General features: G+C 40.7%; 16 protein-coding genes. 7 read left to right on the forward strand and 9 right to left on the reverse strand.

The genetic code is table 11. From position 1 onward, the window contains the following. The first annotated feature begins 116 nt into the window (after positions 1 to 116). Positions 117 to 1,496: a WS/DGAT/MGAT family O-acyltransferase gene (locus tag AC4CU0_RS11320; RefSeq protein WP_180026498.1), complete on the forward strand. Its 1,380-nt coding sequence runs from the start codon at positions 117 to 119 to the stop codon at positions 1,494 to 1,496. Between the two features lie 311 nt (positions 1,497 to 1,807). Here the strand turns inward: AC4CU0_RS11320 and AC4CU0_RS11325 are convergent, their stop codons facing one another. The 6 genes from AC4CU0_RS11325 to AC4CU0_RS11350 all read right to left on the reverse strand — a co-directional run bounded on the left by AC4CU0_RS11325 (position 1,808) and on the right by AC4CU0_RS11350 (position 6,573). Beyond that, the gene (locus tag AC4CU0_RS11325; protein ID WP_168379036.1) at positions 1,808 to 1,981 is read right to left on the reverse strand and encodes a PA1571 family protein; all 174 of its coding nucleotides are present in this window, start codon (positions 1,979 to 1,981) and stop codon (positions 1,808 to 1,810) included. A 142-nt stretch (positions 1,982 to 2,123) separates the two neighbouring features. After that, the gene (gene rng / locus AC4CU0_RS11330) at positions 2,124 to 3,578 is read right to left on the reverse strand and encodes a ribonuclease G (protein ID WP_078189981.1); all 1,455 of its coding nucleotides are present in this window, start codon (positions 3,576 to 3,578) and stop codon (positions 2,124 to 2,126) included. 42 nt (positions 3,579 to 3,620) lie between these two features. Then, on the reverse strand, positions 3,621 to 4,187 hold the full coding sequence (locus tag AC4CU0_RS11335; RefSeq protein WP_168379037.1) for a Maf-like protein: 567 nt from the start codon (positions 4,185 to 4,187) through the stop codon (positions 3,621 to 3,623). After that, on the reverse strand, positions 4,175 to 4,666 hold the full coding sequence (gene mreD / locus AC4CU0_RS11340; protein WP_168379038.1) for a rod shape-determining protein MreD: 492 nt from the start codon (positions 4,664 to 4,666) through the stop codon (positions 4,175 to 4,177). The genes AC4CU0_RS11335 and mreD overlap by 13 nt, the downstream gene beginning before the upstream one ends. Continuing rightward, the gene (gene mreC / locus AC4CU0_RS11345; RefSeq protein ID WP_078189984.1) at positions 4,653 to 5,510 is read right to left on the reverse strand and encodes a rod shape-determining protein MreC; all 858 of its coding nucleotides are present in this window, start codon (positions 5,508 to 5,510) and stop codon (positions 4,653 to 4,655) included. Before mreC ends, mreD begins: the two co-directional genes overlap by 14 nt. 16 nt (positions 5,511 to 5,526) lie before the next feature. Then, complete coding sequence (locus AC4CU0_RS11350) at positions 5,527 to 6,573, reverse strand: rod shape-determining protein (RefSeq protein WP_490743497.1); 1,047 nt, start codon at positions 6,571 to 6,573, stop codon at positions 5,527 to 5,529. A gap of 133 nt (positions 6,574 to 6,706) precedes the next feature. Between AC4CU0_RS11350 and gatC the strand changes: the two genes are divergently transcribed. From gatC to AC4CU0_RS11380, 6 genes are all read left to right on the forward strand, one after another. After that, positions 6,707 to 7,021, forward strand: a complete 315-nt coding sequence (gene gatC / locus AC4CU0_RS11355; RefSeq protein WP_490743166.1) for an Asp-tRNA(Asn)/Glu-tRNA(Gln) amidotransferase subunit GatC — start codon at positions 6,707 to 6,709, stop codon at positions 7,019 to 7,021. Between the two features lie 51 nt (positions 7,022 to 7,072). Continuing rightward, positions 7,073 to 8,551 carry an Asp-tRNA(Asn)/Glu-tRNA(Gln) amidotransferase subunit GatA gene (gene gatA, locus AC4CU0_RS11360; protein WP_490743167.1) on the forward strand — a complete coding sequence of 493 codons (1,479 nt, stop codon included), beginning with the start codon at positions 7,073 to 7,075 and terminating at the stop codon, positions 8,549 to 8,551. Next, a complete protein-coding gene (gene gatB / locus AC4CU0_RS11365) occupies positions 8,551 to 10,026 on the forward strand; it encodes an Asp-tRNA(Asn)/Glu-tRNA(Gln) amidotransferase subunit GatB (RefSeq protein ID WP_490743168.1) in 1,476 nt (491 codons plus the stop codon). The genes gatA and gatB overlap by 1 nt, the downstream gene beginning before the upstream one ends. Positions 10,027 to 10,085: 59 nt before the next feature. Then, positions 10,086 to 11,657, forward strand: coding sequence for an FRG domain-containing protein (locus AC4CU0_RS11370; RefSeq protein WP_490743169.1), 1,572 nt, complete (start codon positions 10,086 to 10,088; stop codon positions 11,655 to 11,657). A 263-nt stretch (positions 11,658 to 11,920) separates the two neighbouring features. Next, complete coding sequence (locus AC4CU0_RS11375) at positions 11,921 to 12,526, forward strand: hypothetical protein (RefSeq protein WP_490743170.1); 606 nt, start codon at positions 11,921 to 11,923, stop codon at positions 12,524 to 12,526. A gap of 364 nt (positions 12,527 to 12,890) precedes the next feature. After that, positions 12,891 to 13,469 (forward strand): DJ-1/PfpI family protein, encoded by a 579-nt coding sequence (locus AC4CU0_RS11380; RefSeq protein ID WP_490743171.1) that lies wholly within the window; start codon positions 12,891 to 12,893, stop codon positions 13,467 to 13,469. 108 nt (positions 13,470 to 13,577) lie between these two features. Here AC4CU0_RS11380 and AC4CU0_RS11385 read toward each other — a convergent pair whose 3' ends face one another. The 3 genes from AC4CU0_RS11385 to AC4CU0_RS11395 form a co-directional block, all read right to left on the reverse strand. Next, positions 13,578 to 14,021, reverse strand: coding sequence for a hypothetical protein (locus AC4CU0_RS11385; protein ID WP_490743498.1), 444 nt, complete (start codon positions 14,019 to 14,021; stop codon positions 13,578 to 13,580). A 150-nt stretch (positions 14,022 to 14,171) separates the two neighbouring features. Further along, positions 14,172 to 15,017: a hypothetical protein gene (locus AC4CU0_RS11390; RefSeq protein ID WP_490743172.1), complete on the reverse strand. Its 846-nt coding sequence runs from the start codon at positions 15,015 to 15,017 to the stop codon at positions 14,172 to 14,174. A 95-nt stretch (positions 15,018 to 15,112) separates the two neighbouring features. After that, on the reverse strand, positions 15,113 to 16,021 hold the full coding sequence (locus AC4CU0_RS11395) for a hypothetical protein (RefSeq protein ID WP_490743173.1): 909 nt from the start codon (positions 16,019 to 16,021) through the stop codon (positions 15,113 to 15,115). Positions 16,022 to 16,198: the final 177 nt, after the last annotated feature.

The raw sequence follows: 16,198 nt of genomic DNA on the forward strand, positions 1-16,198 counted from the left end.
ATAATTCCGTATCATTTCAACGTAAAAACGCTATACTGCAAATGACAATTTAATAATTCTAACAATGCTACTCATACATGAGCAGCTGTAGAAATTGCAGTGAGGCAATCAACGCTATGCGTCCATTACATCCTATTGATTTCATATTCTTAAATTTAGAGAAACGGCAACAACCGATGCACGTAGGTGGTCTATTTTTATTTCAGATCCCTGACAATGCACCAGATACTTTTATTCAAGATTTAGTCGCAGATATTCGTAATTCAAAATCCATTCCTATTCCTCCTTTTAACAATAAACTCAACGGCTTCTTTTGGGATGAAGACGAAGAGTTTGATTTAGATCATCACTTCCGCCATATCGCACTGCCGCATCCCGGTCGTATCCGTGAACTTTTGACTTATATTTCACAGGAACACAGTGCGCTGATTGACCGTGCAAAACCGCTTTGGACCTGCCATATTATTGAAGGCATTGAAGGCAATCGTTTTGCCATGTACTTCAAAATCCACCACGCGATGGTCGATGGCATTGCAGGTATGCGTTTAGTTGAAAAATCGCTTTCGCATGACCCAGATGCTAAAAGTATTGTGCCACCATGGTGTGTAGAAGGCCCTCGTGCAAAACGCCTGAAGCAGCCTAAAGCCAGTCGTATGAAAGGTCTGTTATCGACCATTAAGGGACAACTTGACTCTACTCCACGAGTTTTGTACGAACTGTCACAAACCGTGATGAAAGATATGGGGCGTAACCCAGATTATGTGTCTAGCTTCCAAGCGCCGAGTTCAATATTAAACCAACGGGTCAGTTCTTCACGTCGTTTCGCTGCTCAGTCTTTTGAATTTTCACGTTTGTCACATATTGCCAAGTCACTTGGTGTAACAATTAACGATATTGTGCTCGCAATTTGTTCAGGTGCATTACGTGAGTATTTAATTACACAAAATGCATTACCTAAAAAGCCATTGATTGCCATGGTGCCTGCATCTGTGCGTACCGATGATTCAGATATGTCAAACCGTATTACCATGATTTTGGCCAATCTTGGAACCCATAAAGAAGATCCGCTAGAACGGTTGAAGATTGTGCGTCGTAGTGTGCTCAATGCCAAAGAGCGCTTTAAGCGGATGAACTCGAATCAAATTTTAAACTACAGTGCTTTTGTCTACAGTGCAGCAGGTTTAAATATTGCATCAGGCTTCATGCCAAAACGTCAGGCCTTTAACTTGGTCATTTCGAATGTTCCCGGCCCACAAGAGCCGTTATATTGGAATGGTGCACGTTTAGAAGCGCTCTACCCAGCGTCTATTGTTTTGGATGGTCAAGCGCTTAATATCACCATGACCAGCTATTTAGATAAGCTTGAAGTTGGTTTAACCGCATGTCGTAATGCGCTGCCAAAAATGCAAAATTTACTCACGCATTTGGAAGAAGAAATTCAACGATTTGAAACTATTGTGAACCAAGATTCCCCAAAGTTACAGGCGGTTAGCTAACCGCCTGTTTCTAGATTTTGTATCAATTCATCAGCAGATTGAACCATCCAAAAAATTAAAAACCCGTCTAAATTAAACAATCTAGACGGGTTTTTATCATTTGAACTTTGAGTGATTTTTTGGAGCAATTTATGTGTATAAGCTAAAATTTAGGTGAACAAATCCGTTGTTATTGTTTAATTATGACTTGTAGATACGAACTGATAATTAAGTTTATTTTCCATTATTTATAAAATTTTAGCGCATTAAATATTTTAGAATTGCGCGTTAGCACTTTAACCCTCTGGATTACATTATTTATATTTCAATATTTAAGCTTTGATAGCTCGGCACTGTTTAAGTAACTGATGACAAGCAGAACGAATCATAGACGCTGTAATTTGAACTTCATTACCACGTTCATCCACGATATAACCTGAATGGATCGCTTTTGCTTCAACAACAGTTTTAAGACCACTTTTCATTACTGTTTTACTAACACCCATAGTACACCTCTTTTTGCTAAGCCATTTTCAAGTCCAATGCAGGAAAATGGCTTTGGCTATTTGATGTGTCTAGTATTCAAAATAACAGTTCAAAAGTAAAATCTCAGTTGTAACAAGTGTTTAACGATATTCTGTTACAATTTCAGCTCAGAATGATATCGTATTGCTCTTGCGTATATAAATTTTCCACTTGGAACTTGATCACACGGCTAATAAAGTGCTCTAAATCAGCTACCGCAGGTGCTTCAGCAGTTAACAATCGGTCAATCACCGACGGATGTGCCACCACGGTAAAACCACTTTGTGACTCATAAGCACGTGCATATCTCAAGATTTCACGGAAAATTTCATAGCAAACTGTTTCAGCCGTTTTCACATAACCACGCCCCTGACAGGTCGGGCAAGAATCACAAAGGAGATGCTCTAAAGATTCACGGGTGCGTTTCCGAGTCATTTCCACCAAACCCAGCTCAGACACTTGAGTGATCTTGGTTTTAGCATGATCGCGCTCAAGCATTTTCTCAAACTGGCTCATCACTTCTTCTCGATGATGTGCTTCTTGCATATCAATGAAGTCAATAATGATAATCCCGCCCAAGTTACGTAGTCGAAGCTGACGTGCAATGACCTGTGTGGCTTCCATATTGGTTTTAAACACAGTGTCTTCAAGCGAACGACCACCTACGTAGGAGCCAGTATTGACATCAATCGTGGTCATGGCTTCAGTTTGATCGATCATCAGATAGCCGCCAGACTTAAGTGCGACACGTGTCTGTAAGGCTTTCTGAATATCTTCTTCGACATTGTACAAGTCAAAAATTGGACGCTCACCTGGATAATGCAGTAAGCGATTTTGCATACTCGGTACAAATTCTTGGACAAACTCTTGCAATTTGCCATGCACTTCGCGTGAGTCGACCTGAATTTTAGAAGTATCTTCATTGGCCAAATCACGGATGACGCGTTGAGGTAAAGGTAGCTCTTCAAAAATCAAAGAAGGTACGACAATACTGCGTTGTTTACGTTGAATGTATTCCCACAGTTTTGCTAAATAGGCCATGTCCTGCGCAATTTCACATTCAGGAATACCTTCGGCAGCAGTACGAACGATGACTGAACCCGGTAAGTTGTGTTCCTTTTGAATGCGTTCAATCATGCTACGCAAGCGATCACGTTCTTCTTCAGACTCAATGCGCTGTGAAACACCGGTATGACTGCCATATGGCATTAAAACGAGGTAACGGGAAGGAATAGAAAGATCAGTAGAAAGTCGTGCACCTTTGGTACCCAACATATCTTTCATGACTTGTACAGTGAGTACTTGCCCCGGTTGTAACAGCTCAAAAACGTTCGGGGTCGGTTGATTGCGCTGCCAGACCATATCATTGATATGTAAAAAAGCCGTTCTCGACAATCCAATATCAATAAAAGCAGCCTGCATACCCGGAAGCACGCGAACAACCTTCCCTTTATAAATATTGCCCACTAACCCACGCTTCACAGTGCGTTCAACAAATAATTCATTGACCGTACCGTTTTGAATCAACGCCACACGACATTCCATCGGTGTGACGTTAATCAACAACTCGTCAGACATATCAAAACTCAAAACATTATAAAAATTCTTGTGTTGCAGCAGTTAATTTAATGCCTTAACTGTCTGTAATAACTGTACGGTTTCATGCAAAGGCAGCCCAACGACATTGCTGTAGCTCCCTTCAATACAAGGAATATAGCGCGCAGCAATTCCTTGAATAGCATAGGCTCCCGCCTTGCCGATTGGTTCACCTGTTGCCCAATAGCTTTCCATGTCAGCTAAACTCAGCGTTTGAAATTCAACCTGTGTACGCACTACTATACTGTATATTTGATCTTTTGTACTGACACAAACACCTGAAAACACATCATGTTTTCGTCCAGAGATCATTTCCCACATAGAAAAAGCATGTGCTTTCGACGCTGGTTTTCCTAAAATGTGCTCATCTACGCCTAAACTAGTATCCGCGGCAATAACGATAGCATCAGGGAATTGTTGTTGTACTGCGCAAGCTTTAGCACGTGCTAAACGCTCTACATAATCCGCTACAGGTTCTCCTTCCAACACGGACTCATCAATATCTGGACTGAAAATTTCAAATTCCAGACCTAATTGTTGCAAAAGTTCGCGTCGTCGAGGAGAACTCGAAGCTAAAATTATATGCGCCATTTTCTCAGGAAGTAATACATGATTGGCCAAATGAGTAAGCTAGTAACAATTGGCTGCCAATGGCGAGCAAATGAAAACTGTGCCCCACCCATCACTTGAACAATCCACACAAACAGTAAATGCGCGAAAATTGCCATTGCAGCAATAATCCATAAATTACCAAATGTGAGAATACGACGTTCACGGGTCAAAAAGCGTGTCACAAATGCAATGACCACAAAACTCAGTGCGTTCATGCCAAATGGCGCATCAGTCAATAAGTCGGTAAATAGACCTGTGGCAAATGCAAACCAAACACCGCACCATGTCGGCTGACAGAGTACCCAAAATAGCATGATCATCATCATGAATAATGGGCGCCAACCCGATAGGTCATAAGAAAGCGGGTACACCATCAGCACGGATGCCAAAATGATGGAAAAGATAATCGGAAATAATGGGTCGCGCTCTGTATGACGACTAAGCTTAGCGAGTGACATGCGGTTGCTCCATCGCTAAAGAATCGGAAAATAGCACAACCACATGATGACCACCTGCCAATTGGGCAGCAGGATTGATATCAATTTGGGCAAATTCACCACTATTGTGACGACTGACTTTCGAGACTGTCCCCACCAAATATCCTGCTGGGAAATGTGCCCCTAGCCCTGAGCTATAGACTTTTTCACCGACTTTGATATTCGCACTGGTTGGTACGTATTCCATTTTAAGTCGACCTAAGTCACCTGTACCCGTAACGATTGCACGCATACCGGTATGCTCCATACGCACGGATAAAGAGTGCTCTTTGTCTGAGAGCAACATGACACGGCTACTATGCGGGTAAACATTGATAATTTGCCCCATAATACCCTTGTCATCGAGTACAGTTTGTCCCACTTTAAGCTGACTGCTGGCTCCACGGTTAATCACAATAATATGACGTAAGGGATCAGCATCAGTACCAATGACTTCGGCAATCTCCATACGACCATCAATGATGAGTGGTGTATCGAGTAGTCCACGTAGTCGAGTATTTTCAGCAGAAAGTTCAGAAAGTTTCTGTAAACGGACTTGAGCCTGAATTAACTCTGCTTGCATCGCGGTATTTTCACGACGTAATTGAGCTTCAGACTTGGTTTGTTGATTCAGCCATTCTCGCGATAACACTGGATAGCTTGCAAGTGCATAAATTGGATTATATGCCGCATACAAGACGTCTCTGGCCGGTTGAATTACATGTGGCATGCGCCAATCAAAGAAAAGCACCACCAAGCATGTAATCACCGCAATGATAAATGAGCGAAAAGATGGCGGTTGTCTTGAAAACAGTTGCGTTTGCACCCGCCGAGTCCTTTTCTTAGCCTACAAATAACATGTCATGATTTGGGTTATCGAAGAATTCGAGAACCTTACCGCCACCACGTGTAACACATGATAGTGGATCTTCTGCAACTACGACAGGAAGACCTGTTTCTTTTGCAAGAAGCTTATCAAGATTGCGAAGTAATGCACCGCCACCAGTCAACACAATACCGCGTTCTGCGATGTCTGAAGACAACTCAGGTGGCGTTTGCTCTAGTGCAGATTTAACCGCAGCCACAATGTTTTGCAGTGGATCAGAAATCGCTTGAGTCACTTCATCAGAAGTTACGGTAATCGCACGAGGTACACCTTCAGCCAAGTTCCGACCACGGACTTCGATTTCCAAAGATTTTGCACCTTCTTCTGGAAGCGCCATACCAACTTCTTTTTTGATGTTTTCTGCAGTGGTTTCACCAATCACACAACCATGTGCTTTACGCACGTAGTTTATGATTTGCTCATCAAATACATCACCACCGATACGTAGTGAGTCTGCATAGACACAACCTTGAAGTGAAATGATCGCGATTTCAGTTGTACCACCACCAACATCGACAACCATCGAACCACAGGCTTGCTCAACAGGCATACCTGCACCAATTGCAGCAGCCATTGGCTCTTCAATTAAGCGAACTTCACGTGCACCTGCATTGTATACAGCTTCACGGATTGCACGGCGTTCCACCAACGTCGATTTACATGGCACACACACCACGACACGCGGTGCAGGTGGGAACAAACGTTTTTCGTGCACTTTGCCAATGAATTGATTCAACATCGTTTCAGTGACTTCAAAGTCAGCAATCACCCCATCTTTCATTGGGCGAATCGCAGAAATATTTGCAGGTGTACGACCTAGCATTTGCTTCGCGTCAAGACCTACTGCGGCAACGATTTTTTGTGAACCACTGTGGCGAATTGCCACCACCGTCGGTTCATTTAATATAATGCCTCGTCCTGGCGCATAGATAAGTGTATTTGCAGTGCCTAAATCAATGGCAAGATCCGGCGAAAACAAGCCAATTAGTCGTTTTAGAATCACGGGGACGTTCTCAGTTAAACTTTTATATGGACGCAAGGTGGCAACTTTAACTAAATGTGATGATTTGAACAAGTCAATCGCTTATTATAAGCCACGATATTTTGAATTTTTTTAATACTGATTAGGTAATGTTATGTCTACATCGGATGCACAGCATTCTGCAGATCTAAATGCACAAACAGTTTCAGCGATTGCCCATCTGGCTCGATTGTCGCTAGATGAAGCGCAATCTGCTGACTATGCTCAAAGTTTAAATAAAATTTTACGCATGATGGAAACCCTGAAAGGCATCGATACTGACGGTGTTGAACCACTAAAAAGTCCATTCGACAATCCACAGCCCTTACGTGAAGACGTGGTATCTGAGACCAATCATCGCGAAGCATATCAAGCAGTTGCTCCTGCCGTACAGGATGGCTTGTACCTTGTTCCGCGTGTGATTGAATAATTTTTATTCAGATCAACATTTTTTCAAATTAAACGTAAAGAAATATTTCTCATGACAGATTTACATCACTTATCAATTCGTGAATTGTCTGAAGGTTTGGCTGGCGCTAAATTTTCTTCACGCGAATTGACTGAACACTATTTAAAACGCATTGAAAAAATCGATGCTCAAGTCAAGTCATACGTGACCGTGACAGCTGAACAAGCACTTGCGCAAGCAGATGCGGCTGATGCTGCAATTAAAGCAGGCAATGCAACTGCGTTGACTGGTATACCAATTGCACACAAAGACATTTTTTGTACCCAAGGCATTAAAACCACGGCTGGTTCTAAAATGCTGGACAATTTTATCTCTCCTTACGACGCAACCGTTGTAGCGAAAGGTAAAGCTGCGGGCCTTGTCACTTTAGGTAAAGTGAACATGGATGAATTCGCCATGGGTTCGACTTCTGAAAATTCATTTTATGGCGCAACGGCTAACCCTTGGAACTTAAACCATGTTCCAGGTGGTTCTTCAGGCGGTTCTGCTGCGGCGGTAGCGGCTGATCTTGCGCCTTTCGCAACAGGTACAGATACAGGCGGTTCAATCCGTCAACCAGCGTCTTTCTGTGGTTTGACTGGTCTTAAACCTACGTATGGTCGTGTTTCACGTTTCGGTATGATTGCGTATGCATCATCTTTAGACCAAGGCGGCCCAATGGCGCGTTCGGCTGAAGACTGTGCTTACCTCATGAACGTGATGGCAGGTCATGATGCGAAAGATTCAACTTCGGTTGAAAAAGACGTCGATAACTATGTAGCGAACCTCAACAGCACTTCAGTAAAAGGCTTACGCATTGGTATTCCTAAACAGTACTTTAACGTTGCTGGTTTAGATACAGACGTAAAAGCACGCGTTGAAGAGTCACTGAAAAAGTTAGAAGAAATGGGCGCAATCTTGGTTGAGATTGATTTGACCATGACTGATGCCTATGTTCCAACGTATTACCTGATTGCTCCTGCTGAAGCATCTTCAAACTTACAGCGTTTTGATGGTGTACGTTATGGTTACCGCTGTGAAAATCCTGTGGATTTGATGGACTTGTACAAACGTTCACGTTCTGAAGGTTTTGGTAAAGAAGTGCAGCAACGTATCTTGATTGGTACTTACGCGCTGTCTGCGGGTTACTACGATGCTTATTATGTGAAAGCACAAAAAGTACGTCGTTTAATTCAACAAGACTTCTTAAAAGCATTTGAGTCTGTAGACGTGATTGCTGCTCCTGCTGCACCAACGACTGCATATAAAATTGGTGCAAACCTGTCTCCTGTAGAAATGTACTTAGGCGACATCTACACCATCGCAGTGAACTTGGCAGGTCTGCCTGCGATTAACGCGCCTGTTGGTTTTGACAAAGACAACTTGCCTGTTGGCTTACAGCTGATTGGTAACTACTGGTCAGAATCTCAATTGTTGTCTGTGGTTCATCAGTACCAACAAGCAACGGATTGGCATACACAACGCGCTGCGATTGCTGAGGAGAATGCATAATGGCTAAGAACGCTGCTAAACCAAAATCTAACCTGATTGATGGTTGGGAAGTGGTGATTGGTATTGAGATTCACACTCAGCTTGCGACCAATACCAAAATTTTCTCAGGTTCATCTACTACATTTGGTCAAGACCCAAATACGCAAGCGAGCCTTGTTGACTTGGCAATGCCGGGCGTATTGCCAGTATTGAACAAAGAAGTGGTTGATCTTGCGATCCGCTTTGGTTTGGGTATCGATGCTTACATCGACCAAGCGTCTGTGTTTGCACGTAAAAACTATTTCTACCCTGACTCTCCAAAAGGCTATCAAATTAGCCAAATGGACAACCCGATTGTGGGCTTGGGTCATATCGACATTCAACTTGAAGATGGCACTGTAAAGCGTATTGGCGTGACACGTGCGCACCTTGAAGAAGATGCAGGTAAATCAATCCATGACCAATTTGAAGGTCAATCTGGTATCGATTTAAACCGTGCAGGTACGCCACTGCTTGAAATCGTATCTGAACCTGATATGCGTTCGGTTGAAGAAGCGGTTGCTTATATTAAAGCGATTCACACCCTTGTACGTTGGTTAGGTATTTCTGACGGCAACATGGCAGAAGGTTCGTTCCGTGCAGACTGTAACGTGTCTTTACGTCGTCCGGGTCAACCGTTTGGTACACGCTGCGAGTTGAAAAACCTCAACTCATTCCGCTTCATTGAACAAGCGATTAACGTAGAAATTGAACGTCAAATGGAAATCCTAGAATGGGATGGCACCATTGACCAAGAAACACGTTTATTCGACCCTGTGAAGATGGAAACACGTTCAATGCGTTCTAAAGAAGAAGCGAACGATTACCGCTACTTCCCAGACCCTGACTTGTTGCCTGTGATCATTGCAGACGAGCAAATTGAAGCGGCACGTGCTGCGCTTCCTGAGTTGCCTGCTGCACGTCGTGCACGCTTTGTCGCGGACTTTGGTGTGACTGAGTACGATGCACACGTGCTTACACTAACTCGTGAAATGTCAGAGTTTTATGAAGACGTGGTAAAAGCTGCTGGTGGCGCTGCGCAAGGTAAAGTGGCTGCAAACTGGGTGATGGGCGAATTCTCAGGCGCTTTAAACAAAGCGGGCTTAGAGCTTCATGACTCTCCTGTATCGGCTGAAAAACTTGGCGGCATGATTGCACGTATTGTGGATAACACCATTAATGGCAAAATTGCGAAACAAGTGTTCGGCTTTATGTGGGAAGAAGGCAAAACTGCGGACGAGATTATTGCGGAAAAAGGCTTGAAACAGGAAACTGATACAGGCGCAATTGAAGCGATTATTAAGGAAGTGCTTGCTGCTAACGAGAAGATGGTTGAAGAGTATAAATCTGGTAAAGAGAAAGCTTTCAACGGTCTTGTGGGTCAAGTGATGAAAGCAGCGAAAGGTAAAGCTAACCCTGTTCAAGTCAATGAATTGATGAAGAAATTGATTGGTTAATTTATTCCCTAATCAATTGATTTCATGTTATAAAAACCTCGCTTAATGCGGGGTTTTTTATGTCTTATTTCAATGTTATACAAAATTATAGTGAAGATAGTCTAGAACAAAATCCAGACAATCTAATTCGTGTCAGATTTCATTCTAGTAGATTTACGGAATATTCTGATGAAGATATTCGTACAGCTTTTAAAATACTAGATAATGATAAATTACAATTAGTCAAAAAATTACCATGTGTAATTTGCTTTGAAGATTTCAAAGACTACGTTGCGTTAGGTCGAATAGAAGAAATAAGCTACGACACTTTTGGTCAATTTATCAGTGCAGGAATTAAGTTAATAACGGAAAAAATTTATTTCAAAAATTGCGACCCCGAAATTAAATATGATGACCTCTTTGAAGCATTGAATTTTAATGGTTGGGAAGCTAGTAGAACTCATTGGGCAATAAAAAAAGGAAATATTTTTTATAATTTATATCAAATACATTTCAACAAAGACATTTTAGAAAAAAAGAAATTTTTCCCTGATGTGGAATCACTGATATTCGCATTAAAACCACTACCGCAACAAATAAAACCTCAAAGTATTACTCCCCCCAGTTTTAGCCATAGTATTATTAAGAAAAATAATGAATTAAACTGGCTAAATAAAATCTCAGATGATAAAAACAATAATATCCACTATATTAGTAATGTGCCTGAATTTATCAAAAAGGTTTTTTCTATTAATGAAACAAAACTACCTAAATGTTTTCAAGGTGAAACATTTTACCGTGGACATGGAAATGCAAAAAAATTCAAATTACAACCCTCATTATTTCGAGAGCTTAATACAAAAGGGAAAATTTATCTTGAGGCCGAAAACCTTCTCTATAGAGAATTAATTGCAGCTGAACCACTTTCATTTGACAGAGACATTTCAAGTATAGATGTACTCACACGAATGCAACACTACGGTATGCCAACAAGATTATTGGATGTAACTAGCAATCCTCTCACAGCTTTATATTTTGCTTGTGAAAATATAAATGAGCATGACCTAATACCATCCGTGAAGCCTCCAATTGAAGGTGAATATATAACAAAAATCAAGGATGGGAAAAATCAATATCTTGCAAAAAAATTGGTTGATTCTGAAATTATTATGCTAAGTATTACCAGTAAAATGGTTAAATTCTTCGATTCAGATACAGTTTCTTGTCTCTCTAACTTAGTAAAATTAGATAGTACACAAAAGAATAACTTGCAATTACAAATTCTAGCAGGCTCAACATTGAATCCATCTGATCCTGTTACGACACAATACTTACATTACATTCAACATGAAAAACCTTATTTTTTACAGAACTTCAAAACTTCAGATTTAAAAAAAGTAATTTGTGTTAAAGCCAAAAAAACTCATGAACGCATTATTGCTCAATCAGGTTCATTTTTATTATTTGGTTTAGAAGCAGCAATAGATGAAAAAGGTGATGATAATTTCATAATTAATAGAATCAGAATTAAACCCGAACATAAAAAAGACATATTAAAAGAGCTTGATTTACTTAATATTAATAAACGCACGATTTACCCTAATATTGATAACACGTCTCAATATATAAAAAACAAGCTTGAGAATCGATAATATAATTTCCCAAATTTTCTGTTATCGCCACACTCGAAGACTTAGGACGTATTCAACTGTCTAAGTCTTTCTTTATGCGTGACTTTTAATCACCCTCTTCCCCCCGCCTTCTCCCAAAAGGAGAAGGAGCTTTCATTGCTAATTAAATACCGTTATGGATTCTGTAATAGAAATTCCCTCTCTTTTTTAAAGGAGAGGATTATTATTTAATTTTCAAAATTTTAAACATACAATCAATCCAAACACGTCACACCAAAAACAAAATGACCATCAAAAAAGTATCCTCAATTGCCAAACTCGAAGATTTAGGTCGCGTTCAATTATCAACGTCATTTTTTATGCGTGACTTTCTCTATAGCGAAATCGCCAATTGGTACAGCATAACCAACTTCCCCGACCATCCTGACATTGCGATTCGTATGGGCTCAAAACTCTGCGAAGAACTACTTGAACCACTGCAAGAAAAGTTTGGACGTATTGCCACTCGTTCAGCTTACCGTTCACCAAGCGTGAACCAACTCGGCAATGAAAAAGGACATAATTGCGCAAGTAATGAGAATAACTTTGCCAGTCATATTTGGGACTATCCCGATGCAAAAGGTTATGGGGCAACGGCGTGTATTGTCATTCCATCATTTCTAGAACTTTATGAAAAAGACCAAAGCAATTGGCAACAACTCGCCTATTGGATTCATAACCATCTGAACTATAGTCATTTACAATTTTTCCCAAAACTCTGTGCTTTTAACATTGGCTGGCATGAACAACCCGCACGGGAAATTTATAGTTATATCCAACCGAAAGGCTATTTGCTGCGAGGTGAAGCGGTGAATGAGGGATTTGAGAAATTTTATCCTGATCTGATTTAATTTTTTAAGTTTCCCTCTACCCCCCGCCTTCTCCCAGTGGGAGAAGGTGCTTCCATTGCTAATTTAATACCGTTATGGATTGTTACTTACCTCTCCATTTAGTAGATGAACAGCACTGCTGCACAAGGGAGAGGTAAATATTTAACTTTTTAAAGCTATGTGAAAAACACTAAAGTCATTAATAATTGATAACAGCTAGCCTACTAGACTCATCATAATTTGAACTATAACCATCCATAACTTTTTATAAATCTAAATAAAAATATACAACTAAAGAATTTACAGCCTGCTTAAAACTGTCATTTCAATATGCTAAGGTAAATGAAAAATTGATATAAATCATATTTCAACAGAGGGTTACATCATGTCAAAACAAATTCTTATGCTTGTAGGTGACTATGCTGAAGACTACGAAACCATGGTACCTTTTCAGTTTTTAGTTGGTCTTGGTTATACCGTTCATGCCGTTTGCCCTGACAAAAAAGCCGGTGACAACATTGCCACAGCGATTCATGATTTTGAAGGTGAACAAACCTATAGCGAAAAACGCGGTCATAACTTTACCATTAACTATGACTTTGATGCAGTTAACTCAGATAACTATGTCGGCTTAGTGATTCCGGGTGGTCGTGCACCTGAATATTTACGTATGAATGCACGTGTGATTGAAATCGTACGCGAATTTGACGCAGCGAAAAAACCGATTGCAGCGGTTTGTCATGGTGCGCAAATTTTGGCAGCAGCCAATGTACTGAAAGGCCGTACATGTTCCTCTTATCCTGCATGTGCCGCCGAAGTTAAACTGGCTGGCGGTCAGTATGCAGATATTGCAGTCACGGATGCAGTGACCGACGGTCATTTAGTTACTGCTCCTGCTTGGCCTGCTCACCCTGCGTGGATGGCGCAATTTGTTAAAGCATTAGGCGCGACGATTACCATTTAATGCTTGAGTCAGCAAACTAAAACGCATTGGATCATCATCCATTTAGGGTGAATCCATAAAAAATGCTCCTTGTATAAAAGGAGCATTTTTTATTTACTCAAAATAAAATTAACGAACCACACCTAACTTATTCCAAATTTCTGGGGTTAAAAATTTGGTCACCAATTTATTCAAATCGACATAACGCAGTACGCCTTGTAATTGTTGTTTAATTTCAGGCGTCTTTAATATTTCATCCCCCGTGATACTACCAAGCTCTTGAAAACTTTCGCCTACAGCCTGTAGACCGTCGGCTTTAATCACGGCCTGCGTTTGTGTAGAACATTGCTCCACCAAAATTCGCTGCATCACTTGAGCTAAATTTTTATCGAGTTGCGTTTTTTGCGCATCACTAACATTACTGTATTGTTTTAAATCTGGATGCGCTGCCAAGGCAGAAAAGGTCCATTGCAAAACCGTGGTTTTATCTGCGGCAGTGGTCGATTTCACTAAACATTGACTAAGCTGATCGACCGTCGGACTCGCCAAACTCACCTGAGTCGTCCCAAGCATCGTGAGCGTCAACAAAGCCAAACCTGCTGGTCGTGAAAAACGTAGATGTAATTTTTTAGATAAACCGTAAGCCATAGACCAAACTCCCAAAACTTGAGTCACCTTTGTATCATGAAGTGCTGTGTTTGCTGTTTGGTCTATGTAACTCAACTATTCATTTTTGATAGTCGGTGCATAGATGAGAGGATGAATCGTCGGTCTTCTATTCCAATACCAGTAAAAATGTCCATGGGTATCGAGCAAACTATGGGTAGTCAATGTCGATTTATTGCTGTCACCTCGCCAACAGGCAAGTGCTGTATTACGGTTGTTATGTAGGTCAATAAACTCGGGATTCGAATATTTGGGTTTCGCAGGAATATATAAAGCATCTCCGGGATTGACCCATAAATCTGCCAAGTAAATCTTGCCAAGATTTGGGAAATAACGCCCAACGGAGATGACCAGTGGCAGTTGATCTTGATCGGTCGAGCAAAAAGTATGCGGAAAGTCGTGATGTTCTAAATCAGTAGCCACAAAAGGAAATAAGGTTTTTCCACTACAGTCAGGCTTACCGCCATCTAGATAGGCAAAACAATGACCTGCCATCATGCCGTATTCATAATGAATCTCTGACAGTCGTTTTTGATTTGAATGAATCTGAATCGCTTCATCTGCCTGAACTAAGGTGATACCAAAAGCTGCCGCGGTTTCTTTGCTTGCCACCAATGGCATAAACTCGAAGTGTTGCCCTTCAAATTCAAGCTCCATTTGCTCCCCCCAATTGGTAATTTTAGTCGAAATTTCGGAAGGTACATCGTAGGGATTTCCCATCGTCATTTTCGCATTGGTGGCTGACTCGGTAATTAAATGAATTCCTGCCCCAAGTGATGCTAAATATGTTGGATGCCCACGATCATTCAAAAAGAAGGGTGTTTGCTCGATATTGACTGTAATCTCTGTTAATTCTCGGTCAAATAATGGTGCATTAAAATAAGTTTCATTTACTGAACTCATGGTTTTTCCTTATTATTTTTTAAAATTTTATCTGAGTACATCATTGGATCAGGATAAAAGCTTATTTCCCCAAATGGCTTTTATCCTGTTGAAGTTTATTTCATACGATTCAACATATTTTTTGCCCCTGCGTGATTATAGTTGGTCGCTAAGTTTTGTAGGATGCCTTTGGCTCTTGCATTGGCGTTTGGATAACTTTTGCTATATGCAGGCACTGAGGTTAAGCATTTTGCAACGAGCATACCTGATTCAGCATAGGCTCTATTGGCATTTGCACCATTTAATTTGCCATAGCTATAAGCGCGCTGTGCATTATTACAAGCGGTGACTTGATTTTTTCCGGCATTCAGGTCACGTCGTGCATTCACATATAAGCGCATTTGTATCTGCTGCGATGTTTCTGCTACTGGTTTCACTACAGGTTTTTTTTCAGGCTCTTTGGCTTTGGTTTCTTTTTTAGTCTCTACTTCTTTTTTTGCTTCCTCTTTCGCATTGCTTTTTGTTGTCGTTGCTTTTGCTTTGCTTGATGTTACTTTTTTAGCTACGTTTTCTTCTTGTTTATTGTAATTTTTGCGACGTTCATCGGGTCCAATGATTGCTGTATACAAACTGACTAAGCGGGTTTCAGAACGGTCATTTGATTTACGCTCTGAAACGGGTTCAATAGCAACCATCCAGCGCTGTCCATCTGCCTGACTACACTGAAATACACCTGTGCCCTGTTTTATACTGCTATAGGTCGCTAATAATTTACGACTCCATGCATTTTTGACTTGGTTCAAATTGCTTTTATTCAGTTGAATAAATTTGCCATTTTTGGCTTGGCAGTAACTGCTCATATTTTGCTTGGGTATGAGTGATTCTGCTTCCATATTTTTCTTTTGTGGCCCCCAATCATAGACGTATTCTTTCGCCTTTCCATTTGCGCTATTTAGCCCTTTTTGATTGATCACTTCTTGTGGTGATGCATAATGATTAAATGAATTTGGGTTTAAACTCTGCATGGTTGTACAACCATGTAATGCAAATCCAATACTCCCCACCCATAATATTGCCTTTAAATTCACAGCAAAAATCTCAAAAAATTCACCTCTAAAAAATAGCGTAATTTAGTATCTTTCACAATTTTATAATCTTGATTTTATTTATTATTTTTATAGCTTTAATCACTAAAATCGCAT

It is taken from the genome of Acinetobacter sp. LipI_15 (genome assembly GCF_058242865.1).